Origin of the sequence: Vibrio owensii, assembly GCF_002021755.1 — a bacterium.
Classification (GTDB): domain Bacteria; phylum Pseudomonadota; class Gammaproteobacteria; order Enterobacterales; family Vibrionaceae; genus Vibrio; species Vibrio owensii.
The window spans coordinates 1450524-1476681 of record NZ_CP019960.1; the positions used below are offsets into that span (position 1 = coordinate 1450524).

At 45.5% G+C, this 26158-nt stretch carries 20 protein-coding genes; 11 read left to right on the top strand and 9 right to left on the bottom strand.

The features are described from left to right. Positions 1-75: 75 nt before the first annotated feature. Complete coding sequence (locus A9237_RS22935; protein WP_078609772.1) at positions 76-1041, top strand: TDT family transporter; 966 nt, start codon at positions 76-78, stop codon at positions 1039-1041. A gap of 80 nt (positions 1042-1121) precedes the next feature. Here A9237_RS22935 and A9237_RS22940 read toward each other — a convergent pair whose 3' ends face one another. Both A9237_RS22940 and folE read right to left on the bottom strand, forming a co-directional pair. Next, a complete protein-coding gene (locus A9237_RS22940; protein ID WP_078609773.1) occupies positions 1122-2363 on the bottom strand; it encodes an NRAMP family divalent metal transporter in 1242 nt (413 codons plus the stop codon). A 277-nt stretch (positions 2364-2640) separates the two neighbouring features. Then, positions 2641-3294: a GTP cyclohydrolase I FolE gene (gene folE / locus A9237_RS22950; protein WP_005373478.1), complete on the bottom strand. Its 654-nt coding sequence runs from the start codon at positions 3292-3294 to the stop codon at positions 2641-2643. A 288-nt stretch (positions 3295-3582) separates the two neighbouring features. On the opposite strand from folE, the gene moeA reads away from it, so the two are divergent. The 7 genes from moeA (at position 3583) to A9237_RS22985 (ending at position 12013) form a co-directional block, all read left to right on the top strand. Next, positions 3583-4818: a molybdopterin molybdotransferase MoeA gene (gene moeA, locus A9237_RS22955; protein ID WP_017819906.1), complete on the top strand. Its 1236-nt coding sequence runs from the start codon at positions 3583-3585 to the stop codon at positions 4816-4818. Positions 4819-4827: 9 nt separating this feature from the next. Continuing rightward, positions 4828-5577 carry a molybdopterin-synthase adenylyltransferase MoeB gene (gene moeB / locus A9237_RS22960; protein WP_078609774.1) on the top strand — a complete coding sequence of 250 codons (750 nt, stop codon included), beginning with the start codon at positions 4828-4830 and terminating at the stop codon, positions 5575-5577. Positions 5578-5753: 176 nt separating this feature from the next. After that, positions 5754-7859 carry an LruC domain-containing protein gene (locus tag A9237_RS22965; RefSeq protein ID WP_078609775.1) on the top strand — a complete coding sequence of 702 codons (2106 nt, stop codon included), beginning with the start codon at positions 5754-5756 and terminating at the stop codon, positions 7857-7859. Positions 7860-7871: 12 nt separating this feature from the next. Further along, positions 7872-8375: a hypothetical protein gene (locus A9237_RS22970; protein WP_038895740.1), complete on the top strand. Its 504-nt coding sequence runs from the start codon at positions 7872-7874 to the stop codon at positions 8373-8375. A gap of 139 nt (positions 8376-8514) precedes the next feature. Then, positions 8515-8814 carry a hypothetical protein gene (locus A9237_RS22975; RefSeq protein ID WP_020196635.1) on the top strand — a complete coding sequence of 100 codons (300 nt, stop codon included), beginning with the start codon at positions 8515-8517 and terminating at the stop codon, positions 8812-8814. A 55-nt stretch (positions 8815-8869) separates the two neighbouring features. Next, positions 8870-9700, top strand: a complete 831-nt coding sequence (locus A9237_RS22980; RefSeq protein ID WP_038895736.1) for a sulfurtransferase — start codon at positions 8870-8872, stop codon at positions 9698-9700. A gap of 21 nt (positions 9701-9721) precedes the next feature. Beyond that, a complete protein-coding gene (locus A9237_RS22985) occupies positions 9722-12013 on the top strand; it encodes a bifunctional diguanylate cyclase/phosphodiesterase (protein ID WP_078609776.1) in 2292 nt (763 codons plus the stop codon). A gap of 41 nt (positions 12014-12054) precedes the next feature. On the opposite strand, the gene A9237_RS22990 is transcribed toward A9237_RS22985, so the two are convergent. Both A9237_RS22990 and A9237_RS22995 read right to left on the bottom strand, forming a co-directional pair. After that, a complete protein-coding gene (locus tag A9237_RS22990) occupies positions 12055-13350 on the bottom strand; it encodes a glycoside hydrolase family 18 protein (RefSeq protein ID WP_078609777.1) in 1296 nt (431 codons plus the stop codon). Positions 13351-13476: 126 nt separating this feature from the next. Continuing rightward, the gene (locus tag A9237_RS22995; RefSeq protein ID WP_005435602.1) at positions 13477-14478 is read right to left on the bottom strand and encodes a sugar-binding transcriptional regulator; all 1002 of its coding nucleotides are present in this window, start codon (positions 14476-14478) and stop codon (positions 13477-13479) included. A gap of 465 nt (positions 14479-14943) precedes the next feature. On the opposite strand from A9237_RS22995, the gene tal reads away from it, so the two are divergent. Continuing rightward, a complete protein-coding gene (gene tal, locus A9237_RS23005; protein WP_005425862.1) occupies positions 14944-15894 on the top strand; it encodes a transaldolase in 951 nt (316 codons plus the stop codon). A gap of 126 nt (positions 15895-16020) precedes the next feature. Continuing rightward, complete coding sequence (gene tkt, locus A9237_RS23010; protein ID WP_078609779.1) at positions 16021-18012, top strand: transketolase; 1992 nt, start codon at positions 16021-16023, stop codon at positions 18010-18012. Positions 18013-18128: 116 nt separating this feature from the next. On the opposite strand, the gene A9237_RS23015 is transcribed toward tkt, so the two are convergent. The 3 genes from A9237_RS23015 to aroG all read right to left on the bottom strand — a co-directional run bounded on the left by A9237_RS23015 (position 18129) and on the right by aroG (position 22326). After that, complete coding sequence (locus tag A9237_RS23015; RefSeq protein ID WP_078609780.1) at positions 18129-19691, bottom strand: methyl-accepting chemotaxis protein; 1563 nt, start codon at positions 19689-19691, stop codon at positions 18129-18131. 221 nt (positions 19692-19912) lie between these two features. Beyond that, positions 19913-21085 carry an MFS transporter gene (locus tag A9237_RS23020; protein ID WP_078609781.1) on the bottom strand — a complete coding sequence of 391 codons (1173 nt, stop codon included), beginning with the start codon at positions 21083-21085 and terminating at the stop codon, positions 19913-19915. A gap of 188 nt (positions 21086-21273) precedes the next feature. Further along, positions 21274-22326 (bottom strand): 3-deoxy-7-phosphoheptulonate synthase AroG, encoded by a 1053-nt coding sequence (gene aroG / locus A9237_RS23025; RefSeq protein ID WP_009706150.1) that lies wholly within the window; start codon positions 22324-22326, stop codon positions 21274-21276. A gap of 460 nt (positions 22327-22786) precedes the next feature. On the opposite strand from aroG, the gene A9237_RS23030 reads away from it, so the two are divergent. Beyond that, entirely contained in the window at positions 22787-23767 is a 981-nt protein-coding gene (locus tag A9237_RS23030) for an OmpA family protein (RefSeq protein ID WP_038895452.1), read from the top strand. Positions 23768-24220: 453 nt separating this feature from the next. Here A9237_RS23030 and cyoE read toward each other — a convergent pair whose 3' ends face one another. Both cyoE and A9237_RS23040 read right to left on the bottom strand, forming a co-directional pair. Further along, positions 24221-25135 (bottom strand): heme o synthase, encoded by a 915-nt coding sequence (gene cyoE / locus A9237_RS23035; protein ID WP_078609782.1) that lies wholly within the window; start codon positions 25133-25135, stop codon positions 24221-24223. Continuing rightward, complete coding sequence (locus tag A9237_RS23040) at positions 25128-26147, bottom strand: COX15/CtaA family protein (RefSeq protein WP_078609783.1); 1020 nt, start codon at positions 26145-26147, stop codon at positions 25128-25130. The genes cyoE and A9237_RS23040 overlap by 8 nt, the downstream gene beginning before the upstream one ends. Positions 26148-26158 lie beyond the last annotated feature (11 nt).

Here is a 26158-nt window from a genome sequence, read left to right on the forward strand (position 1 = left end):
TAAGGGTAACGACTCATGAATATTGTTAGTATTCTCGCCTCAAATTAGAGTGATTCATCCAATCTCGGAGTAGTTTTGAACTGGAGAAGACTTGTACAGTTTTACAGTGTCCCGCCTTCGCAAGCGGCTTTGGCACTAGGTATGATAGGGCTTGGACAAGCTTGGGCTTTATACATTCCTGAAATTGGCGAACCGATAAGACCATTTCTTGCTGCACTTGGTGCATTACTCCTCACTCCAGTTCTCCTAAAATACGCCACCAGCCCTCGCCTGTTTATGGCGGATATCAAACACCCGCTGAGTGGTAGTTTAATGGCTCCAATGAGCATGGCGTTACTCGTGCTGTGTGACTACCTTGCGGCAGTAGCACCAATTATTGCGTATCCATTGTGGTTTGTGGCGGTCTTACTTCACTTTACGATGATGGTGTTGTTCTTTGGCTTCCAGATCATGAACTTCAAGATGTCGAACATCGTGCCAAGTTGGTTCTTATATCCTGTTGGCTTGATCAGTTCTTCCCTTGCAGGTTCTCAATTCGGCCATAATGTGTTTTCTGAAACCTTGGCGATGATGTGTATTGGCATTTACTTCTTTATGTTGCCATTAGTGCTATATCGATTGGTGTTCTTTGGTTCCCTGCCACGCCGTGCACGCCCAACCTTGGCGATCATGGCAGCTCCGGTGAACTTGTCTTTAGCGGCATATTTGGTCAATTTTGGCGAGCCAGACCCGATTCTGACAGGCGCATTGGCAGGCATCGCAATCACCATGACGTTGCTGATTTATCTGTGTTACTTCCGCTTAATGCGTTTGAAGTTCCAGCCGTCTATTGCTGCAGTAACCTTCCCTTCTGTTATTAGTGCTATTGCGATGCATCGTCTCACCACCTTTTTTGCTGAGTCTCATCCCCACTGGCATTGGTTGCACGATTTTGGATTCCTAGAGTTAAGCATTGCCACGGTACTTGTCGTTTGGGTTTCTGCTGGTTATGTAAAAATGTACTGGCCAGAACTGGTAAGAACGCCTTCAAAACAGACATAAAAAAACGACCTCATTGCGAGGTCGTTTTCTTTTGTTCTTAGCAAGCTCATATCCTGACAAACATTAGCCGATGCATTGAGTTAGCCGATAAACTTGGCCATAAAGTTGCTGATATTGGTCATGCTTGATGCCGCCATCACCACGACAATTGCAACGCCTGTCAGCGTTAAATAGGCTGGGTGTTTGTAGTCACCTACGATGTCCTTTCTGCGTGTCGCCACTAGCACCATACCTAGAACGATTGGCAGGATAATACTGTTAACAAGGCCAGCCAGCATTAGCAGCAGAATCGGCATGTTCATCGTCACGGTGCCAAGCGATGTGATAATAATGAAACCGACACACCATGCTTTCTCGTTGCGAGCCACAACAGGGAAGAGTGTTTTGATAAGGGAAATCGCCATGTACGAGTTACCCACAACCGAGGTAATCGAAGCAACAAACAACACCAAACCAAAGATAAAGTAACCTACTTCACCCGCACCTTGACGAAACGCGTCTGCGGCTGGGTTTGCAGAATCCAAAGTCACGCCTGTTGCAATCACACCAAACACTGCCATAAACAACAGGATGCGAATCACCACAGCAATGGAAATACCTGCCCAAGCTGCGGTTTTAATAGCAGGTACGTTCTCTTTACCTTGCAAGCCGATATCAACCAAACGCTGTGCGCCTGTGTAATAGCCACCGACTGCGCCACCAACAATAGTCAACGTCGGTAATAGTAGGCTACCAACATCAGTAGGCATTACTGCTGCGCTCAAGGTCTCTCCCATTGGCGGCAAACTGGTCATCGCGACATACGCAATTAAGATGATCATAAACAAGCCGAGGTAGCGAGCCATTTGGTCCATGCGTTTAGAAGCGTTGTGCACCACAAACAGCAAACAACCTACTACGCCTGTAAAAAGAGCACCCCAGGTTGTATCTACACCCGTTAGTACATTAATACCAAGCGCAGAACCACTTACGTTACCGAAGTTAAATGCAACCGCACCAAGCGCCAGCAGAATACCCACCACGTAGCCCATCCCCGGTGCAACTTTGTTGGCAATGTCTTGAATGCGCATACCAGACACACCTACGATGCGCCATAAGTTCATCACAATACCAAAGGTGATAAACATGGATGCAAACACAGGGAATGCCATGTCGATTTTGTAGATATTGGTGAAGACCGCTGTTTGGGTCAAAAAGCCAGGTCCAACAGACGTGGTCGCCATTAAGAACGCGACACTAAGAATTGCTTTCTTTTGCCAACTGTTTTCCGATGCTTGAATCGAAGCGGGAGCAGTCGAGTTGATGGTGGTTTGTGTGGTCATGCCAAATCTCAATTTTGTTGCCTTTCTACTATTAGAAAACAGAAAGACAACTGACCGAGATCAGCTGAGCTTGAAGAATCAAATTGGGCAGAACGAATAGAGAAGTGAAACCTTCGCAACCGTTTGCTGGGCGCGGATATTAAGTCTATCGCATGTGACTGTCAACACAGAAATCGATAAATGATTTTTGTCGTTTTCATTCTCAAATCATTATTCATTTCAGACAGATACAAAAAAGGATGGCGTTTGCCATCCTCTTAGAATAGTGCTTGGTTACCTAGCGTAAACCGTGCAGAAACTCGGCACGCGTTGCTGGGTTGCTTTTGAAGATGCCACCCAATGCTGTTGTCGTCGTTTCGCTGGTTGCATCCATCACACCGCGAGATTTCACACAGTAGTGTGTTGCGTCAATCGTCACTGCCACATCATCAGACTCAAGCAACGTTTGAAGTGCAACAAGAATCTGCTGTGTCATACGCTCTTGAACTTGTGGACGCTGGGCAAAGAAGCGAACGATACGGTTGATCTTTGATAGGCCAATGATCTTGCCACGTGGAATGTAAGCCACAGCCGCCTTGCCATCAATGGTCACAAGGTGATGTTCACAAGTGCTGGTCACTGTGATGTCTTTCACGCGAACCATCTCGCTCACGTTCATCTTGTTCTCAATCACCGTGATTTTCGGGAAGTTGGAGTAATCCAGACCGGAGAAGATTTCGTCGACGTACATCTTAGCAATGCGGTGAGGGGTTTCTTCTAGGCTATCGTCGGTAAGGTCAAGTTGAAGTAGACCTAAGATCTCACGCATGTGGTGTTCGATCTTCTCTTTCTTCTCTTCACGACTTACGTTGTTTGGACGCATTGGCGTTTCCAAACCGCGTTGCTCTAGCGCTTCTTTTACTAACTTCGCTGACTCGCTAAGACCTGACATTCCACTTCCTCTTTTGTTACTTCCGCTTCAATACAAACCCAATCAAAATTGCATTCATATTTTTCGCTTTGAGTTGCTCAGTTTCGTGTCTTTACACCAAGTCACATCAAATATAGGTACTGAGCTGATTTTATTGAGCTCCGCGGGCTTTTTTACCCCTTTCGGATGGCTGACAAGGATACTCGGATTTTTGAATAATTACACCCATATTTTATAGGTGGACATTCTTACTCGGTCCCCTTTTTATGGTAAAGTTGCCACAAAACAAAAGAACATAGGATTTTCTCAATGGGCTGCTGCGACGCACCTGGCTTGATGCCAATTGAAGAAGCGATGGACAAAATGCTATCGCGAATCAAACCTATCCAAACAACGCTTTCTCTTCCACTTGCTGAAGCACTCGGTTTTGTACTGGCAGAAGACATCCTGTCTCCTATTCACGTACCACCATTCGATAACTCAGCAATGGATGGCTACGCTATTCGCATTCAAGATCTTGAGTCATCTTCTGTTTTGCCTCTGGCAGGTAAATCATTTGCAGGACAACCTTTTGAAGGTGAATGGCCTCAAGGTACCTGTGTTCGCATCATGACCGGCGCAAAAATCCCACAGGGTTGTGATGCCGTTATCATGCAAGAAAACACAGAAGTGACGGATGCTGGTATTCAGTTCAACCAAACTGACGTGAAGCCACAAAACAACATCCGCCCAACAGGTGACGACATCAAGCAAGGCGATATCGTACTGGCAAAAGGTGCACGTTTGACACCTCGCGATATTCCGATGATTGCGTCTCTAGGTATTAGCCACGTGACAGTAGTACGTAAACCAAAAGTTGCTTTCTTCTCTACTGGTGATGAACTTAAACCACTAGGCGAGCCCCTAGACGAAGGTCAAATCTACGACAGTAACCGTTACGGCATTAAACCGCTTATTGAGAACTTCGGTTGTGAAGCCGTAGATCTTGGCATCATCCCAGATTGCCCAGAGACTCTAAAAGCAACCTTTGAACAAGCGCAAACATTGGCAGATGTGGTTGTGACCTCAGGCGGTGTCAGTGTAGGCGAAGCGGATTACACCAAAGACATTCTTGAAGAACTTGGGGAAATCGGTTTCTGGAAGCTAGCAATCAAGCCGGGTAAACCTTTCGCATTTGGTAAGCTAAGTACAGCTTGGTTCTGTGGTCTGCCAGGTAACCCGGTTTCTGCAGTCCTTACTATGTACGTGCTTGTTCAACCAATGCTGGCAAAACTTGCAGGCCATACCGAATGGAAAGCACCCGAGTCTATTCCAGCAACAACCAAAACCGCCTTTAAGAAAGCGCCAGGTCGTACCGATTACCAACGTGGTATCTATACATTGGAAGATGGCAAGTTTGTGGTTGAAACAACCGGTAACCAAAGCTCTGGTGCATTCCGCTCAATGAGCCTAGCGAACTGTTTTGTTGTATTGGAACGTGAACGCGGCCGAGTTGAAGTGGGCGAAACGGTTCAGATTCAACTATTCAACTCAACCCTTTACTAGGAAGACGTTGTGGATATTCTTTCCGATCAGGAAATGTTGCGTTACAACCGCCAAATCATTCTTCGTCAGTTTGACTTTGAAGGACAAGAAGCACTCAAACAAGCATCGGTATTGATGCTTGGTGCTGGCGGTTTAGGCTGTGCATCGAGCCAATATTTGGCGACGGCTGGTGTCGGTAAAATCACGCTGATTGATGATGATATCGTCGAGCTGTCTAACCTTCAGCGCCAAGTGCTGCACCACGATGCGGATATTGGTCGTAAGAAGGTAGACTCGGCAGCCGATGCACTACGCGAACTTAACCCGCACATCATCGTAGATACCATCGCAAAACGCCTTGATGATACAGCGTTAGAGAGCCTGATTAAGCAGCACACTATTGTTGTCGATGCATCAGATAACGTCGATACGCGCAATCAACTTAACCGCCTATGTTTTGCGACCAAAACACCGCTAATTTCAGGCGCGGCCATTCGTATGGAAGGCCAAGTGAGTGTGTTTACTTACGACGACCCAACACAACCATGTTACCAGTGCTTGAGTGCCCTTTTTGGCAATGGCGCGTTAAGCTGTGTCGAAGCCGGAGTCATGGCGCCTGTTGTGGGTATTGTTGGCGCAGTACAAGCTATGGAAGCGATTAAAGTGATTGCTGATTACGGCCAACCAAAGAAAGGCAAAATTCTGATTTTGGACGCGCTCAGCATGTCTTGGCGAGAAATGAATCTGATGAAAATGCCCACCTGTCCGGTTTGTAGTTAGCTCTATACCTCTAATCATTCCCAAAAAGCCCAACTCGATGTTGGGCTTTTTTCTCATTTTGACAATCAGATTTAAAACCCTTCTTCTTACAAACATTAAATCAATAAAATTCAATAACTTAAAAGTTGGCACATTCCTTTCATTGCATATATCACGAACCAATGAGAGGGCGAATTATGAAAAGGACATCACTACTACTTGGGTCTCTAATAGCGAGCGCTTATGCACAAGCGGCGCCATTTGACTCATGCCCAAGCAAAGCATACCTATTCCAATCAACCCCGGTTCAAATCTATGGCGTCAATTTGGTTACAGGTTCTACGACTCTTTTAGAGGACGACACAGGTTTGGCTTCGGGCATCAACGGGGTAGGCTTTAACTTTACTGACCGTTATATCTACGGCTACGACACCACAAACAAAAAGATTGTTCGTCTTGGTCAAGACTTCCAAGCAGAGACGCTTGATGTTTCGGGTCTTCCTACCGACCACACGTTTTACGTGGGTGACGTTTACAACCACGTCTACTACTTGTACCGCAAAGGCAAAGGACTTTTCTCCATTGACCTTTCTCCGCTCGATTCTGATCCAAATGCGACATTGAGCATCGTGAAAATTAGTTCAACAGCGACCGTGAACCTAACCGACTTTGCATTCCATCCAGGCGACGGTTCCCTTTACGGCATCGACAATAACTCTGGAGTGTTGTACCAGTTCAACCCATCGAATGGTAATACGACTGCGATAGGTGACACTGGTGAGTTAGGCACATTTGGTGCTGGCTACTTCGATGTAAACGGCAACTACTACGTGTCACGTAACCAAGATGGCAAAATCTATCGTGTTGACCTTTCGGAAGGTAACGCAGCCAATATCGCAGCAGGTATCGTTCCTGCGGTTGAGTTTGTATCCAACGGTCCAAGCTCAAGCCAAAATGATGGCGCACGTTGTGCAAATGCACCAGTGATTGACGAAGACGAGCCAATTGATTTTGGTGATGCTCCAGACAGCTACCACACAACACTTGCGTCAAACGGCCCTCGCCACGAGGTGGACGGTGTCACTTGGCTTGGTTCAGTCGCTCCAGATGGTGATGCCGACGGTCAGGCAAACGACAACTCTGTGGGCACAGCTGATGAAGATGGTGTTGGTTTTGTATCCGCACTTGACCCAGGCTTAAGTTCAATTGTGAATGTGACGGCTTCTACTTCTGGCTACTTATCTGCATGGTTTGACTGGAACCGCGATGGTGACTTTGATGATGAAGGCGAACAAGTCTTCACCGACCAATTACTGTCTGCGGGTAATAACCCTCTACCATTTGTCGTTTCAACAGCGGCAACGGAAGGTTCTAGCTGGAGTCGATTCCGCTTTAGCCAACAAACCGGATTAAACTACGATGGTGGCTCAACGTCTGGTGAGGTGGAAGATTACCCAATTACCATTACTGGTAATGGTTACTCAGTGGAATACTTCCCGAGTGCAGAAGATTACGCCACCGTCGCTTACGAAGATAACTGGCCATACACCGCAGACTACGACATGAACGATGTGGTCGTTAAATTCCGCATCACTGAAACCAGCCTTGCTGGTCATGTTGAGAATATTCAAATTACTGGTGACCTAGCGGCTTACGGCGCAAGTTACAAAAATGGCTTCGCAATCCGACTACCGGGTGTACTGAGAAGTTCGATTGAAAACGGATTAACAACGCTATCCTTCAATGGTGTAGAACAAGCATCCAATGGCTTGGAAAGTATTTCTGATGAAGCAATTTTCATCATCAGTGAAGACTTAAGCACACACGCGGCGAGCAGCTGTAGCTACTTCCGCACAGAGTCTGGCTGTGATGATAATGTCTCACTCACCTTTACCTTGAATGTGTACTTCACTGAAGGCTCTGACCGTTCAGCCATTCAAGCCATGCCATACGACCCGTTCATCTTTGCAACACCGGGCACTTACCATGGCGATGGTATTACCTTCCAACCAGGGCGTAAGTGGGAAGTCCACTTAGCAGACCAAGCACCAACAGAACAGTTTGATGACCAAAACCTCTTCGGTGTCGGCGTCGATGCAAGTGACCCAGCACAAGGTGTGTACTTCAAAACAGCAAACAACTTACCTTGGGCACTGTTAATAGTAGAAGATTGGGATTGGCCGCTGGAGCGTGTAGACATGGTCGATGCATACCCTCAATTCCAAACTTGGGCTGAGTCTGGTGGCGAACTAAGCACAGATTGGCACACCGCTCCAACACCTAACAAATGCTACATTCCATAGGGAGATAACATTATGAAAGCACTTATCACAATCATCATGGGATTAGCACTAACAGCTTGTGGCGGAGGCGGTGGCGGCGGAGGTGGTGGTAACAGCACACCTCCACCAACTCAAACCACGGTGCCAGAGGAAGATACTACCCAGCAGGAAGAAACGACCGAAGAAGAGACAACGGTAACAGTAGAAGAAGATGCAACTATGCAGGACCTAGTAGTACCAGATGACTTTAGCTACAACCCAGTGACGGAAGGTACGCTCAATGTAGACATCAGTGGTTTCTCTTCACAACGAGCACACCTAAGCGTATACAAAGAGTTTGTAGAGAACAGTTCAGGTAACTACGACGCAAGATACCCAAGTAAAGTCGCATCAGTTCCACTCAACAACGGTACAGCAAATGTCGACTTTAATGTCTCTGATAGCCAAGGTAGCCTGCTTGTTGAGATTTGGTTCTATGACGGTAGTGACCCAATTCAGAAAGTGATTACTTCTGGAGACAACACTTGGACCATGTAACTGGGTAAATTGAAAGCATAGCGAAAGCAGCCTTTCAGAACAAATCTTCAATCTTTAACTTAAAAATCGCATCGTTCTTTTGAACATGCGATTTTTTTGTTGTAAAACAGTAGGATTAATCATCGAGCGGGAAAACACGTTGGACAACCCGAAAACCTTCATTTTGGTCTTTGTTGCTGCCATCGTCGCATTATGTTTGGCTCTGTGGCTAACATCTTCTGATGAAACACAAACCATCACCGCAAAAGTGATTTCAAATACCCTGACACAATCCCTCGATGGGCAAAGACGCTATCTCACCGTCGAATCAGAGGTACTCGGAACAAAGCGTGTTGCAGTTCCAACCTCTGTACATTGTCCTGAAGGTGCCTTAGTGACATTCAACCAAGCTACGGATTCACTCTTCGAGCAACCGCTCACGTTTTTAAATTGCGAATGAGCCTACTCTTCCAATTCATGTAAAACGTCATACTACTTTGAGGAAATGAAAAACAATGCAAGCACTGATCAGTACTGATGAACTCAATAGCCTTCTCGGCCAACCTAACGTCAAGCTCCTCGACGCTAGTATTGCGTTTCAAATCCCTTCTGAAGGTAAAAAGATCCAAGATAAGTGGATTCCAAATACTTTACGCTTTGATTACGACAATGACTTTTGCTTACCCGGCTCCTCACTACCGCATATGATGCCAACAGAAGACGGCTTCAACCAAAGTGCGCAACAACTCGGTTTGAACAACGAAGACTTGATTGTGGTTTATGACAACTCAGGCACTTTAGCGGCACCAAGAGCTTGGTGGATGTTCAAGGCCATGGGACATAATAATGTTCGAGTCTTAAACGGTGGGCTTCCAGCGTGGATTGAAGCTGGATTCCCTGCCGAAGGTGCCCTATCGGAACCAAGCGAAAAAGGTAACTTTGCGGGCAAGCTCAACCAAAATGCCTTTTTGAGTGCACAAGATGTTCTTGCTCATTCAACCAATAAAAGTGCCAATATCATCGATGCCAGAGCCAAAGCTCGCTTCCTTGGTGAAGTGCCTGAGCCACGAGAAGGTCTACGTAGTGGGCACATTCCAAATTCGGTTTGCTTACCGTTTCAAGAACTCTTAACCAACGGTCACATTAAACCGAATTCAGAGTTGCAACAGATATTTAGCGCACTAACAATAGATAGTGATAATTCAATCATTTTTAGTTGCGGCTCCGGTGTGACCGCATGCATTTTATTACTCGCGGCGTATCAAATCGGTCTGGACAATCTGTCGGTGTACGACGGTTCTTGGACCGAATGGGGCGCTGACCACTCTCTACCTATCGAGCGTTAAGATCAGGAGCAGTAAAACGATATGATCGGCTTAAAGAAGAACATTTGGACGCTCTATATGACACTGTTTGCCATCAGTGTCGGATTGTTCTCTCTGTTTGGTCACTATCATTACGAATCCACTCTCGATAAATATAAGGACAAGCAACTCCTTCAGTTGGAGTTGTTTGCTTCTTCTGTCGATTCTCTATTCAAAGGGCAAGAAACGCTGTTAGAAGTCGTTGGGCATCAACTAATTGACCAAAACGATTTCACTCGCACCGCGTCATTACAAATGCGCCCTTTGCTTGATGACTTGATGGATATCCATCCCGCCATCGCCGCTTTTGGCCTGACGAATCCTGAAGGGGATTATCTTGCCATTAGTTCTAATCTGGATTTACAAAAACTCCACAACCTCAAGCAAGATCCTCAGACTAAACAGACTTTCGAAGCCGCACTGCAATCTGAGCACATGGTCGTCGGCCGAACCTATTTCATGCCTGCGCTCGATTCATTAGTGATTCCAATTCGAAAAGCGATTCGAGATAAAAATGGTAAGGTGCTGGCGGTGATGACAGCAGGCTTCAACATGAACTCGTCTTTGGTGTTTAGAAATGATGTGCACGCCAACAAACACAATCGCGTCTCTTTGGTCCGAGAGGACGGCTACCTAACCTTTACCTCGGCAGAACAAGCGAGCCTATTCAGTTATACGCTTCCTGCTGATGGGCACAAAAAGTCCATTGTTTTTGAACAGGTTGAGAAAAAGTATGGTTGGAGTCGAGAAACCGTCAAGGCCTTATCTGGTGCGGTTAACATTGTTGCTGATGATCCAAGAATCAATCAACTCGTCACGCTGAAGTACCTACCAGACTACAAGTTGTGGGCCTCGTCTTCCACTGATCTACGCTACATCCAAAGTGGTTTTTTTGACCAATTTGCACTGTATTCCATTGTCTTTCTTTTTATCCAAGCGGGTTTTTATGCACTCGTTCGATCTATTGCCAACAACGAACTGGCGACACGCCAAAAGCTCCTTTACCAAGCGCATCATGATCACCTAACGCTACTGCCGAATCGAGAATATCTCAGAACACACATTAAAGGTTGGTTAAGCGGGTCTTCAACGCCATTTACTCTGATGTTCATCGACATCGACAACTTTAAATCGGTCAACGACACTCATGGGCACGAGTTCGGCGACGAAGTGTTGAAGCAAATCGCACTGCGCTTGAAAAGCTTCGACAGTGATGGTCGATTGATTGTCAGAGAAGCCAGTGATGAGTTCATACTGCTCGTCAACCGTACCGATGAAAATGCTGTGCGAACGCTGGCAAGTGATCTAATTCATTACTTGTCCGAGCCTTACCTTGTGAACGAAAACCAGTTTCTATTGAGTTGCAGCATCGGCGTTGCCCTCTACCCTTCACACGGTAAAAATTTAGATGCATTGCTTCGCTCCGCAGATATCGCGATGTACCAAGCGAAGAAAGAGCGCAATGCATTCAGTGTGTTCGATCAACAAATGCAAGCCAAACACCTGCATAAAATGAAGGTTGAACAACGTTTGAGGTTAGCGATAGAACGACAAAATCTGTTCCTAGTTTATCAACCACAATTGAACGTCAGCGGTGAAATCTATGGCGTTGAAGCCCTAATTCGCTGGCAAGATGAAGAACTGGGTTTTGTTCCACCAAATGAGTTCATCCCCGTAGCGGAAAGCTCAGGCTTGATGGTGAGACTGGGTGAATTAATCATCGAGAAAAGTTTGGTCGATATGGCTCGCCTAACCAAACTAGCCGCTCAACCAATTCAAATGTCGATAAACATCTCGGTCAAACAGTTCATTCAGGTCAACTTTATCGACGACTTAGTGGCATTGATTGATAAACATGGGGTCGACCAACATCGCATCACTCTCGAAATCACCGAGAACCTATTTATTGAAGACCTCAACAAGTTTGCCCCGATTTGCGAACGCCTACACACTCTAGGCTTCAAGATTTCTTTGGATGATTTTGGGACGGGCTACTCTTCCCTTTCGATGCTCAAAGCGTTGCCGATTGATGAAGTCAAAATCGATAAGAGCTTTGTCGACAATATCGAGAACGACGAAAAAGCACTGAACATGGTGCAAAACATCATTGCTATCGGTAAAAACTTTGGGATGAAAGTGCTTGCTGAAGGGGTTGAAACACGTCAGCAACGCGATCAACTTGCCGCTTGTGGCTGTGATTTGATTCAAGGTTATTTCTATTCCAAACCACTGCCTTTTGAACAGTTGGTTAGCTTTGCTGAAAAGAACCACAACGAAAAAGCCGTCGAACAATAGCGACGGCTTGATTTACGTGATTATTACGTAAGGGACAGAGACTAGTTCTGCATTTCCTTATACATCACTTCGACTAACTCCCCTTTCGGATCTCCTGATAGTTCCCATGTAAAGATCCCACCAAGGTTTGATTGTTTCGCCCAATCTGCTTTGGCTTTTATAGATCGCTGATCTTCGAACGAGATGAACACCTTCTTTTCTGGGTTCCACAGGTAAGGAGCTTGAGCTTGCTCGTCATATTTGTATTCATATCCCTGTTTCGTGCTGTAGTTCTTCATCAGATCCCAGAACATGAAGTAGCCATTCTCACCAGTACCGAACTGTGCGCCTTGCTCAGAAACTAGGTCTTGAGTTGGTAAGCCTCCAGAAAAATCTTTGGTACCTTGCCAGCCACGACCGTAGAACGCCGCACCAATCACTAGCTTTTCACTCGGAATGCCCAGCTCAATCATTTGGTTAATGAACACGTCTGCGCCCATTCCCCACCAACTACGGTCAGTCGCGTGTAGGTTCGTCGTATGCCCTGTCTGTTGCCCCCAACCGCCAAGGAAATCGTAAGTCATCGCAAACATGTTGGTTAGGTAAGGCTGCGCCGCTTTCCAATCGATGCCCGCCGCTTTTGGACCAACACCCACTGCAGTTGAAAGCTCGTACTCACGCTTGGTCTTTTTCGCTAGAGTATCTAAATCGCCACGCATGGTTTTAACTAGATATGTGAAGGCGTCACGTTCAAGCGCTTTCTGCTCATCCGTCAGCTTAGTATCTGGATTCCAAGGAGAAGTCGTTAAACCGCCGCCACCTGGGTATTCCCAATCCAAGTCAATGCCATCGAAGAAATCGTATTGAGCAATCAACTCAACAGCCGTTTTAGAGAATTGATCCATCGCTTGCTGGTTTTTAGCCATTGCATGGAAAGGTTCAGACATGGTCCAACCGCCAAAAGAAGGGAGAATTTTCAGATCAGGGTGTTGCTTCTTAAGTTCGGCTAATTGAGCGAAGTGCCCTTTATATGGGACGTCGACAGAGACCGGACCAAAGTCTTTTTCAAGTGCCGCCTCGGTATCAACCAGAATCGCGGTATACGGCTCTTTGCCTTCACATTGCTTAGCGACTAACTTTTGCACTGTCTCAGATGCGCCAGTATGAGGGCCACACATGCTCAAAAACGCGTAGATGATATGGGTCAGGTTATCAGCTGGGATGTCTTTTACTGTGTATGGGTTATCTGCGTTAGCGTATTGCCAGTCAGCAAAATAGCCTGCAACGACTTTTTGCTCGGCTTGCGCCATGCCTGTTAACCCCGTAAATAAAGCAGCTGCGAGAAGTGTCTTTTTCATAATTTCCTCCAGAGTAATCAACTACAAATTACTCCTGAGGATTATTTTTAACTTGGAAACGAAATCAGGCTGCGAGTCATTTATAAATCCTCTCAGCCTGATTACATAGTTTGCATATTATTTGTGCTAAACCTCTGATGTACTGTTGCCGTGCATCTGCTCATCCAAGTTAAGAACCGTCAGTGCGTTACTAACGCTGGTTGCAATAACATCTATCGCGCCAGTTCTTAAAGCACCTAATAGTGCGAGTGGCTTACTGTTTTCCGCCGCAATCGCAATCACTTCTGCAATAGGTCTAAACTCTTCGATACCTAAACCGATTACTCGGTCACTCATCACTGTGTTTGCGACGTTGCCGTGGATATCAAAGAAGTCGTAGCCAGCAAAATCCCCGACGACACCTTGCATCAAACGAGATTGCACCACTTCATCTGGAGTGAACCATCCAAGGTCGACCATATAGCTGTTTTCACTCATATCACCGATACCGACAAGGGCTACATCCGCTTTACGTGCAAGATCGAGCGTTTGTTTAACCGTAGCATTTTGCATGAAGGCAATTTTCTGCTCTCGGTTTTCAGCGTAAGCTGGTGCATAAAGGGTTTCGGAGGTTCCGCCATATTTCTTAGCAAACTGTCGGCAAATGTGGTCGGCGTTAAACATACCGCCACGAGGGTGGATTCCGCCGATGCCACACACAAACTTACAATCACGCGGCGTAATAACACCAATGTGGTGAGCCACGGAAGATACATTACGCCCTTGCCCAACCGTCACCACCATGCCGTTCTTTAGCGTGCTAGTGAGATAGTTAGAGACCAAACCTGACACTTGAAGGCGCTGCGCTTCTTCATTGGGCTGATCCAATGCCACCAGCGCGCGTTTCACACCAAAGCGGTCAATCAAGCGTTGCTCGATCTTGGCACTGAACACTGGGTGGTACTTTACGGTGATTTCAACAATCCCTTCATCACGCGCCTGTTTGAGCATTCGCCCTACTTTGGCACGAGAAATGGAAAATTTTCTGGATATCTCTTCCTGTGTTGCACCATCTTGATAATAAGCAACGGAAATCTCCGTTAGTAAGTCTGTGCTTTCAATAGAAATATCTTGGTTAGAACTGCTCATGGTTTTTCTCGCCCTTTTAGAGGATCGACATTGTATGCATTAGTGAGCATCCGCTCATTGACTTAGCATATGTTACCCTCCAATTTTACTGCGACATTTGCTCACTGCAATGACATTTTCTCACTGCGTGATTTTATTAATATCAGTACTGCTCAAGCCTTGAACAATAAGGGCAAACGTTTATTTCGGCCATGCTCTGAACACACAGCAAAAAAACGTTGATGAACTTCACTTAAAGTCGGTTTCGGCGATTGACTTTCAGCATGGATAGGATAAATATGGATTCATCATTTACTCAGCTACCGATCAAATGTTCATAGCAAATGTTCGGTACCGAAATTTTCCGTAGTTGGCTGAGCAGATGTCTCGTTAAATATGATGAGACGATTAGCCGACACGCTTGCAAATGCACAAGCTGTGGTATTGAAAACCACACTTAAGCCCATTTATATAGGATGATCGATTATGAGCAACAAGTTAGAGCAACTTCGTAAACTAACAACTGTAGTAGCGGACACTGGTGAAATTGACGCAATCAAAAAGTACCAACCTGAAGATGCAACAACGAACCCATCTCTTATCCTAAAAGCGGCTCAAATCGAAGAGTACGCACCTCTAATCGACGCTTCTATCGAATACGCAAAAGCACAAAGCAACGACAAAGCACAACAAGTACAAGACACTTGTGACATGCTTGCAGTAAACATCGGTAAAGAGATCCTAAAAACTATCCCTGGCCGTATCTCTACAGAAGTAGATGCTCGTCTTTCTTACGACACAGAAGGCAGCGTTGCTAAAGCTCGCCAACTTGTAAAAATGTACAACGACGCAGGCATCACTAACGACCGTATCCTAATCAAACTGGCTTCTACTTGGGAAGGTATCCGCGCTGCAGAGATCCTAGAGAAAGAAGGCATCAACTGTAACCTAACGCTTCTATTCTCTTTCGCGCAAGCTCGTGCATGTGCTGAAGCAGGCGTATTCCTAATCTCGCCATTCGTTGGCCGCATCATGGACTGGTACAAAGCGAAAGAAGGTCGTGACTTTGAAGCTTCAGAAGATCCAGGTGTAATCTCAGTAACAGACATCTACAACTACTACAAAGACTACGGTTACAACACAGTTGTTATGGGCGCAAGCTTCCGTAACATCGGCGAGATCCTAGAACTTGCTGGCTGTGACCGTCTAACTATCGCTCCTGCTCTTCTTGCTGAGCTAGAAGCTGCCGAAGGCGAAGTTGTAGAGAAACTGGTTGATTCTAAAGGTTCTAAAGAGCGTCCAGCTCCAATGTCTCACGCTGAGTTCCTATGGGAGCACAACCTAGACGCAATGGCTGTTGAGAAAGTAGCTGAAGGTATCCGTAACTTCGCGGTTGACCAAGGCAAACTAGAAGACATGATCGCAGCTAAGCTTTAATTGCTTACCAAAAGCGAGTAGCCAGCCTACTCGCTTTTAGCATCAACGCTTTATTCAAAAAAATTCTATTTGAACTTGTTTCGACGAGTTCCCTCTATTTAAATCAAATATCGAGAAGTAACTACTATGGATCGTAAATATCTAGCTAATGCAATCCGTGCACTAAGCATGGACGGTGTTCAACAAGCTAACTCTGGTCACCCAGGTGCACCTATGGGTATGGCTGATATCGCTGAAGTTCTTTGGCGCTCTCACCTAAACCACAACCCATCTAACCCAGAGTGGGCTGACCGCGACCGTTTCGTACTGTCTAACGGCCACGGCTCTATGCTTATCTACTCTCTACTGCACCTTGCAGGCTACGAGCTATCTATCGACGATCTTAAAAACTTCCGTCAGCTTCACTCTAAGACTCCTGGTCACCCAGAGTACGGCTACGCACCTGGTATCGAGACAACAACAGGTCCTCTAGGTCAAGGCATCACTAACGCTGTTGGTATGGCAATGGCTGAGAAAGCGCTAGCGGCTCAGTTCAACAAAGAAGGCCACGACATCGTTGACCACTTCACTTACGTGTTCATGGGTGATGGCTGTCTGATGGAAGGTATCTCGCACGAGGCATGTTCTCTTGCCGGTACGCTAGGCCTTGGCAAACTGATCGCATTCTGGGATGACAACGGCATCTCTATCGACGGTCACGTTGAAGGTTGGTTCTCTGACGATACACCTAAGCGTTTTGAATCATACGGCTGGCACGTAATCCCTGCTGTAGATGGTCACGACTCTGAAGCGATCAACGCAGCAATCGAAGCGGCAAAAGCGGATCCACGCCCTACACTTATCTGTACTAAAACTATCATCGGTTTTGGTTCACCAAACAAATCTGGTTCACACGACTGTCACGGTGCGCCACTAGGTGCTGAGGAAATTGCAGCAACACGTAAAGAACTAGGTTGGGAGCACGGTCCTTTTGAAATTCCGCAGGAAGTCTACGCAGAGTGGTCAGCGAAAGAAGCAGGCGCAGCTAAGGAAGCAGCGTGGGACGAGAAATTTGCAGCTTATGAAGCAGCGTACCCTGAGCTGGCAGCTGAATTCAAACGCCGCGTAAACGGTGACCTACCGGCTGAGTGGGAAGAGAAAGCAAACCAAATCATTGCTGACCTTCAAGCAAACCCAGCAAACATCGCATCACGTAAAGCATCTCAAAACGCACTAGAAGCGTTTGGTCAAATGCTTCCAGAATTCATGGGCGGCTCTGCTGACCTAGCGCCTTCTAACCTAACTATGTGGTCTGGTTCTAAGTCTCTAGAAGCGAACGACTTCTCTGGTAACTACATCCACTACGGTGTACGTGAATTCGGTATGACAGCGATCATGAACGGTATCGCACTACACGGTGGTTTCGTTCCTTACGGCGCAACATTCCTAATGTTTATGGAATACGCACGTAACGCTATGCGTATGGCTGCTCTGATGAAAGTTCAGAACATCCAAGTTTACACGCACGACTCTATCGGTCTTGGCGAAGATGGCCCAACTCACCAACCGGTTGAGCAAATGGCGTCTCTACGCCTGACTCCAAACATGAGCACATGGCGTCCATGTGACCAAGTTGAGTCTGCAGTGGCATGGAAACTAGCGATTGAACGTAAAGATGGCCCATCGGCGCTTATCTTCTCTCGTCAAAACCTAGCGCAACAAGAACGTACAGCTCAGCAAGTTGCTGATATCGCTAAGGGTGGTTACATCCTGAAAGACAGCGATGGTAAGCCTGAACTAATCCTAATCGCGACAGGTTCTGAAGTTGAACTAGCAGTGAAAGCAGCAGAGCAACTAACCGCTGAGGGTAAGAAAGTACGCGTTGTTTCAATGCCTGCAACAGATACATTCGACAAGCAAGACGCGGCTTACCGTGAATCAGTACTACCATCAGACGTAACTGCACGTATCGCTATCGAAGCGGGTATTGCTGACTTCTGGTACAAGTACGTTGGCTTCGACGGTCGCATCATCGGTATGACAACATTCGGTGAATCTGCACCAGCTGACCAACTGTTCGAAATGTTTGGTTTCACTGTAGAAAACGCAGTAAACACAGCAAAAGAACTGCTAGCTTAATCGCTTAGTATTATCAGTTTTCTCTATTGCGAATTTGAAAACTGAAAAGCCCCGCTTCGGCGGGGCTTTATTTTATCTAATCATTTTTCAACAACGATTCAGCTAGCTGGTTTGAATCATTTCTCTTCAAACTGAATAGCAAGTCGATAGAAGTCTTGAACTTGATCTTTCAACTGCTTACTGTTCTGTTCTACAGAATGTGTAGCCGCTAAGTTCTGCTCTGCTGTCGACGCAATCGAATGAATGTGCTGATTCACGTCGCTAGAAAGCTGCAACTGCTTATTGGCAGAGTCCGCGACATTCACCATCAAACCACTCATGGTTTGCATCATCTGTTCTACCTCAGACAGACGCGCCGCACTTTGTTCAGCCACTTGCGAACAGGTGTCTGTTTGATCTTTATTAGCGATGATATCCTTCTGCCAGCCTTGAATCGTCATTAGCATAGCTTCAATCGATGCTTTAATTTGCTCAGTCGCATTCGAGGTACGTCCGGAAAGTGCCCTCACCTCATCAGCCACAACAGCAAAACCACGACCTTGTTCACCCGCTCGCGCTGCCTCAATTGCAGCATTGAGTGCTAGCAGATTGGTTTGATCGGCAATTCCACCAATCTCTTCCATTAATTGACTGACCTTTTGTGCTTGGTCACTCAATTGATAGGTCGTTTCTGTCGCCTTCTCAGCTTGTAAGCTTAGTTGCGCTAGGTTCGTATGGGTTTGGTCGATGGTCTCTTTCGCCATTAAGCAGGATTTCAACGTATCATCAATCAGCAGATGAGCATCGTGAGTGCTGGATGAAACCGAATTCGCTGATGCCTCCATCGAGTCAGCAGCATCACGAACTTCATGTATGTCTTTGTTCTGCTGCGTCAAAGCCGTAAGTACTTCTGCGGTGGTATGACTTAGCTCTTCAGCGCAATTTTGGAGCGGTCTTGCCGAGTCTGTCATACGACCCAAAACGGTACGAATACGAGCAGAAAGCATTTTGATGTGAAAGTCCGCGATAGAGAATGGTTTATTACCGGAATACACCAAGCGACTCACACTGTCGTATTGTGCTTGCAGTTTTTTAAACTGTTGCGGCGTATCAATGAGTTCTTGGCGGAATAACACGGTAAGCACGCCTGCCGGTAATAATGTAGCAAGCCAAGCGAGTGGCCCTTCAAGTGATAAAGCAAAGCTAGTGACCGGTGCGGCTAATGCACCTAGAAGAATCGCATAGCGTAGTGTTTCATTTAACTTCAGTGACCATGCACGTCCCGAATTCTCTGCTTTCAAAAGCCCTTGGTAAGCCTTAGAAGCGATATCAACCCATTCACGCTTTGGTTTCACACGAACCGATTGATAGCCCACCATTTGATGGCCTTCATAAATTGGGGTTACGTAAGCATCGACCCAATAGTAACCACCCGACTTCGTACTGTTCTTTACAATTCCGCGCCACGCTTTGCCTTGTTTCAGGCGAGCCCACATATCACCAAAAGCGGCTTTGGGCATATCTCCGTGGCGAACAATATTGTGGTTTTGTCCGAGCAGTTCGTCGTGGCTGTATTCTGCGATTCGACAAAACGCATCATTACAGTAAGTAATGACACCTTTAAGATCGGTTGTTGAGACCAGCTCGTCGGAATCTCCTACAAGGGTTTCTTGAGCTTTATTGGAAGTTGAGACTGACATAGATGAGGCTTCTATAGTTTTTATTAAATTGCGACAGGTTATATACACGATTGTTATATTTATTACAAAATGCTAGAGAAAAAACCTTACAGATGCGACATTTCAAGCTCGAAAAACTTACTTAGATAACAATAATTAACCAATTATTTTGTGGGTTGTGAGCCGATAGACAAAAAAGACCCAGCGTACATAACTGGGTCTTATAAAATCTTGAAGTTGATTTATGCAACTTGAGATTCAGAGTTATTATTCGCCTTGATAAAAAATATTCCCATCACCAATAGGACAAAAGGCAGAACGTACAAATTCAAGCTCTGCCATCCTACGGTAGATTCCAACCAACCAGACAAAAGCGCAGTAACGGTGACGCAGCTGAACACGAAAAACTCATTAAACGCCTGCGCTTTACTCTTGTTCTTTGCTTCATAACTCTGGCTAAACAAGCTTGTTGCAGCGATAAACATGAAATTCCATCCAACCCCGAGTAAGATCAACGCGGTACTGAAATGCCAAATAGAAAGTCCGTGCATGTTAATCGCGATACACGTAATAAACAGTACTCCACCAGCTAAGATCATCTTCTTCGCCCCAAACTTCTCGATCAAACTGCCCGTAAAGAAAGCAGGAACAAACATGCCCAAGACATGCCATTCAATCACACCAGCCGCTCTGGTGAAGTCAAAGCCACAACCAATCATCGCCAATGGAGTTGCGGTCATCAGAATATTCATGACAGCATAGGCCACCATCGCGGCTAGAACTGCGATCATAAAGTTAGGACGGCGAACAATGACTTTTAGCGAGTCTGTTTTTAAATGCGAACTCTGGGTGTGTGCCGAGGGGAATCGAATCGTTTGAAGCAAAATGAGTGCGGTAACATACAAACCAATCAATACAGCAAAAGCACTAATATACAGACCATCGCTTGACCACTTTTGTGAATAGACAGCGAGGTTTGGCCCTAACACTGCCGCAAGCACCCCACCCGCCATGGAAATAGAAATTGCGCGGTGCCTCGCAGATTCATCACAAACTTCAATCGCAGCAAATCGATAGAGCGTACCAAATCCAATCCCTACACCTAATAAAAACGTAGAAGCACAAAACAAAGTGAAGTTTTCTAACGAAAGCGCATAAGTTGCTAATGAAGCGCCAAAGATGCCAATAACGTTACCCAAGCTAAAACCTAGACGACGCCCTAGTTTTCCCATAATTAAGGAAGCAGGAATCGTCGCTGACATTAAGCCAAGAAATTGCAACGCTACTGGCAGAGTAATCATGCTTGAAGAAGGAGCGATTTGCTTTCCGATGAGCGCGATGACTGAGATTAAGAGAATGTTCCCTGTCATTAATAAAGCTTGGCAAAGTGACAATAGCCAGACGTTTCTGTTCATCTCATTCCTTGAGTGTTTTTTTATCGATGCCCACACCATAACGGATTTAAAACTAAAACACATAACTTATGTGCAACACGTTTATTCTTGTTTTGGTTTAGTTGGATATAACCGATTTCATTCTATGTTTTCAGAACATTAAAAAAGCCAGCGAGTTGCTGGCTTTTATGAACACGAAATATTGATGCTTATTTAGCGCGGCGAGCTTTTACAGCATCTGATAACTGACGTAGAACGGTTTCCGTATCTTCCCAACCAATACATGCATCTGTAATAGATTGGCCGTAGTTAGCGACTTTGCCGTCTACTAAGTCTTGACGACCTTCAACAAGGTGAGACTCAATCATCACACCAAAGATTGCGTCTTCGCCGCCAGAAATCTGCTCTGAAACATCATCAGAAACCAGCATTTGACGCTTAAATTGCTTAGAGCTGTTTGCGTGGCTGAAGTCGATCATGACTTTCTTCGGCAGACCAGCAGCATCTAGCTCATCTTTGATTTGTGCTACATGAGACGCGCTGTAGTTTGGCTCTTTACCGCCACGTAAAATGATGTGACAGTCAGGGTTACCTGCTGTTTCTACGATTGCAGAGTGGCCGTATTTTGTCACTGATAAGAAGTGGTGAGATGCGCTTGCAGAGCGGATTGCGTCGCTAGCGATCTTGATGTTGCCATCAGTACCGTTTTTAAAGCCCACTGGGCAAGACAAACCTGACGCTAGCTCACGGTGTACCTGAGATTCAGTCGTACGTGCACCGATAGCACCCCAGCTAATAAGGTCAGCGACATACTGTGGCGTGATCATATCTAGGAATTCACTTGCCGTAGGAAGGCCCATGTCAGTAAGGTCAAGCAACAGCTTACGACCAATACGAAGACCATCATTCAGCTTGTAAGTATCATTTAGGTACGGGTCGTTGATTAGACCTTTCCAACCAACCGTTGTACGTGGCTTTTCAAAGTAAACACGCATGACCACTTCAAGTTGCTCACCTAATTCATCACGAAGCACTTTGAGCTTTTTGCCGTACTCGACAGCAGCTTCTGGATCGTGAATAGAACATGGACCAACGATCACAAGCAGACGGTCATCTTTACCTTCAAGAATATTGTGGATGGCATTACGACATTCAAAAGTGGTTGTGGAAGCAGTTTCGGTTGCCGGAAATTTCTCAAGCACTGCAACAGGTGGCAATAGCTCTTTTACTTTATTAATTCTTACATCATCAGTTTGAAACATTACTTCTACTTCCTAATTACTATCCCAGCCCCACTAATTTGCCCAAACTTTACTCAGTGCAACATTGTTCACAAAGCAAGCAATAATAAGGGCTGTGGGCTTATTTAATTGTGTCAATGCAAGTAACTTATCGACTTAGAAGAACAGTTGCAATCACTTTTTTTAAAAAAATGCAAATTAACACTCTACGTTCAAAACAAAACACAGTGTAAATTTTAATGTACATAAAAAGTTCAAAATAATCATATATTTTCCTGTAACTTTGAAAAAGTTGTCTACAATGTAAGAAATATCAGAAGTTTGTGAGGGAGTTCGCGACTAAAAGTGTAGCAAGATCTAAGATATTGTTGCTTGATGTTAAATTAAATGACTATTAAACTAATTTCTTATAACTACCTAGTTTTACTCAAATTGTTAAAACAAAGTAGAAATTAATATGCAATCAATACAAGGAAACACTATGAAAAAAGTAGCAATTGCAGTAGCAGCAGTGGTAGCTGGTGGTTTAATTAACTCTGCTCAAGCTGAAATGTATATCGGGGGCAAAGTAGGCATGACTACACTAGATGATGCTTGCTATTTAAACAGCCCTTGTGATGATGATGCTTTCGGTGCCGGAATGCACATCGGTTACGACTTTACCGATATCATTGGTCTTGAGTACGGCGTTGATTACTTAGGTGACTACAAAGCTAACTTCAAGTCAGGGGCTAGTACAGTTGATACGATTGACGGCGACCTTTGGGCATTAACACTTGCACCAAAATTCAACTGGCATCTAAACGATACGTGGAACCTATTCGCGAAAGTCGGTGGTGCTTACATGATCTCTGGTGACGAGAAAGACATCGTTCCTACAGGTTCATTGGGGGCGGAATACACTATCGATAGAAACTGGAGCGTTCGTGCAGAGTACCAACGTTACCAAGATATTTCTGACGACGTTCTAGATGATATGGACGCTAACTTCTTCGGCATCGGCGTTAACTACAAGTTCGCAGCAGCACCTGTTGTAGCGGCAGTAGTAACAGAAGAGGTGATGGAAGAAGAACCAGTAATGATGACGAAGACGCACAAAGAAGAGTACGGTACAGGTACGTTTGAATTCGACAGTGCAACACTTACTGATTCAGTATCTGAGCGTCTAGACAACTTCGTTAACTTCTTGAACGAGTACCCTCAAGCTCAAGTTGAAATCACTGGTTACACAGATAGCTCTGGTCCAGCAGCATACAACCAAAAACTGTCTGAGCGTCGTGCACAAGCTGTTGCAGATTACCTAATCGCAGCAGGTATCGATGCAGACCGCTTCACAGTTAAAGGTATGGGTGAAGAGAACCCTGTAGCTGACAACAGCACTCACGAAGGTCGCGAGAAGAACCGTCGTGTTGAAGTTGTAGTTCCTGAGTTCCAATACGAAGAACTAGTTCAACCAGAATAAGAGTTACCGCTCTAATTTCTAGTCTAAGGGATGTTTCGGCATCCCTTTTTGTTTGCCTCTTATTTGTTCACTTCAGTACCATTTGCCGCTAAGACTCTCTCAACTCTCTCACTGTCTAAATCAAACTTCTTATTTGCTCCGTCATAACACTTCTGGTTCTAGCTCTTAAATTAAAGGCGACAGTTTAAGCTCATAGATTAAGGGTTTGTTCAGCAAGACTTGACGGAGTTCAACGGAAAGCCGTGTGGCAGTTCTTCATGAGTCCTTCTCTCCCGTTGCTAACTAAAGCGTGATTCATAAATCCTCAGCTATTAGCACAAGCGCTCAAAAAGGTATTTATCAAACGGTTTGGGGCGCACTACTAAGCAGTTACACCGCAAAATGATTAGATATAAAGGCCAACAAAAAACCGCACTTGTTCAGTGCGGTTTGGAGAAACAAAGAAGAGAGCACCTATAGCGAGAAGAGCAAACCAAGATAATGGTCTGCCAACAAAGCAACAAACAAAGCAAGTAAGTGATAAATGGAGAATTTGAATGTTTCCATAGCGCTGTTTTGTTCAGGTGAGAACTTCAATTTCCACGCGTGATACATAAAGCCAATGTTAAGAAGCAAAGAAGAGAAAAGATAAACCGAACCGACCATCCCCACCAGCACAGGCAGAATACAAACGAGCGTGAGTAAAACTGTGTACAGAAGAATCGAAGTTTTGGTGTACTCAATACCATGGGTGACCGGTAGCATTGGAATATCCACTTTTCGATAATCTTCGACCCGATGAATCGCCAATGCCCAGAAATGAGGTGGCGTCCATATAAAGATAATCATCACCAAAAGCCAAGCATGGGCGTGTAACTCTCCCGTCACTGCAGTCCATCCTAAAAGTGGCGGCATAGCACCTGCAATTCCGGCAATTACAATGTTTTGTGGGGTCGCCCGTTTAAGGTACATGGTGTAAACCACCGCGTAACCGAGCAAGCTTAAAAACGTCATCCAAGCTGTTAACGGATTAACCAGTGCATACAGAAGTACAAAACCAACAACACCTAACGTAACAGCAAACAACGCGACTGATAACGGATTCGTGTCACCAGAAGGCAGAGGACGCTTGTGAGTTCGAGCCATTCGCGCATCAATACGGCGATCGATGAGATGATTAAACGCTGCCGCCGACCCCGCCATCAAACCAATGCCAATGAGACCTATCGCCGCTTGTAGCCAAGGAAAACTGGCAACCGGCGCTAAGCTCATTCCGACAATGGCGGTAATCAACATAAGCGCAACGACTTTGGGTTTTGTTAGTTTTAAATAAGTTGAACCGAGCTTCTTCTTACCACTTTCTAGCGGTAACGCGATTTCTTTACTCATAGCGAACTCCTTTCGCTTGATGACTCCAACGAGCTTTACCCTGCCATAGGTAGAACTGACTCACACAGATAAGTGAAAGCATGACCGCTGCGCCTAAATTGTGCGCAACTGCCACATAGATAGGAAGTTGGAACACAACATTGCTTACGCCCAATAGGATTTGGCAAACCAAAGCTAAGCCAATCCATACACCCAAGCGTTGAGAATGGTGTGAGTCTTGTTTTAATAGTAATACGCAGTAAATCAGCACAACACATGCGGTAATGATGGCACCAATACGATGGCTGACATGAATTGTCATTCGAGCTGGGTAATCTAGAACACCAAACTCATAGTTATCAAACCCTGTTTGCCAGAAAGAAAACGCCTCTTTCCAAGATAAGTAACTGGTCCAGTTCCCCTCACAAATCGGTAAAGCGGTGCACATAAGAGCGGCGTAGTTGGATGATGTCCAACCACCAAGCAAGACCTGTGTTAACACTACGCCAAACGCGATCAAGGAAAAGGTTCTTACGTTTTTGGAAGATGGCGAAAAGTAGAGGCTGTTCTGAGATTTAATCTGACAATAGAACACCGCTTGGAGAGCAAGCAATGTAAATCCGCCCAGTAGGTGCAACATAACAATCACTGGCATAAGTTTTAAAGTTACGGTCCACATTCCCAATGCTGCCTGACCAATAACTAAGACGCAGAGTAGAATCGGAATCGTCGCATCAACACGTTCAGCCCTAACGGCAACAATCGCCATCATCAAAATCACGAGCCCTAAGGTGCCCGCGAAATAACGATGAATCATCTCCAGCCAAGCCTTTCCCTGTTCCACTGCTCTTTCTGGAAATAATGCATTCGCTCGAGAAACTTCAGCATCGGTTTGAGGAACCAGTAACTGACCGTAACATCCAGGCCAATCTGGGCACCCTAGACCTGCATCAGCAAGGCGTGTGTATGCGCCCAGCATAATGACAACGAGGGTAAGACAAAGACTGAACTTAACTAAACGTTTTAACGCCATATCACTCTCTC

Bases quoted from the DNA above. Each gene is read 5' to 3' on its own strand.
- A9237_RS22940 (WP_078609773.1), bottom strand. From the start codon at position 2,363: ATGACCACACAAACCACCATCAACTCGACTGCTCCCGCTTCGATTCAA.
- folE (WP_005373478.1), bottom strand. From the start codon at position 3,294: ATGTCAGGTCTTAGCGAGTCAGCGAAGTTAGTAAAAGAAGCGCTAGAG.
- moeA (WP_017819906.1), top strand. From the start codon at position 3,583: ATGGGCTGCTGCGACGCACCTGGCTTGATGCCAATTGAAGAAGCGATG.
- A9237_RS22965 (WP_078609775.1), top strand. From the start codon at position 5,754: ATGAAAAGGACATCACTACTACTTGGGTCTCTAATAGCGAGCGCTTAT.
- A9237_RS22970 (WP_038895740.1), top strand. From the start codon at position 7,872: ATGAAAGCACTTATCACAATCATCATGGGATTAGCACTAACAGCTTGT.
- A9237_RS22980 (WP_038895736.1), top strand. From the start codon at position 8,870: ATGCAAGCACTGATCAGTACTGATGAACTCAATAGCCTTCTCGGCCAA.
- A9237_RS22985 (WP_078609776.1), top strand. From the start codon at position 9,722: ATGATCGGCTTAAAGAAGAACATTTGGACGCTCTATATGACACTGTTT.
- A9237_RS22990 (WP_078609777.1), bottom strand. From the start codon at position 13,350: ATGAAAAAGACACTTCTCGCAGCTGCTTTATTTACGGGGTTAACAGGC.
- A9237_RS22995 (WP_005435602.1), bottom strand. From the start codon at position 14,478: ATGAGCAGTTCTAACCAAGATATTTCTATTGAAAGCACAGACTTACTA.
- tal (WP_005425862.1), top strand. From the start codon at position 14,944: ATGAGCAACAAGTTAGAGCAACTTCGTAAACTAACAACTGTAGTAGCG.
- tkt (WP_078609779.1), top strand. From the start codon at position 16,021: ATGGATCGTAAATATCTAGCTAATGCAATCCGTGCACTAAGCATGGAC.
- A9237_RS23015 (WP_078609780.1), bottom strand. From the start codon at position 19,691: ATGTCAGTCTCAACTTCCAATAAAGCTCAAGAAACCCTTGTAGGAGAT.
- A9237_RS23020 (WP_078609781.1), bottom strand. From the start codon at position 21,085: ATGAACAGAAACGTCTGGCTATTGTCACTTTGCCAAGCTTTATTAATG.
- aroG (WP_009706150.1), bottom strand. From the start codon at position 22,326: ATGTTTCAAACTGATGATGTAAGAATTAATAAAGTAAAAGAGCTATTG.
- A9237_RS23030 (WP_038895452.1), top strand. From the start codon at position 22,787: ATGAAAAAAGTAGCAATTGCAGTAGCAGCAGTGGTAGCTGGTGGTTTA.
- cyoE (WP_078609782.1), bottom strand. From the start codon at position 25,135: ATGAGTAAAGAAATCGCGTTACCGCTAGAAAGTGGTAAGAAGAAGCTC.
- A9237_RS23040 (WP_078609783.1), bottom strand. From the start codon at position 26,147: ATGGCGTTAAAACGTTTAGTTAAGTTCAGTCTTTGTCTTACCCTCGTT.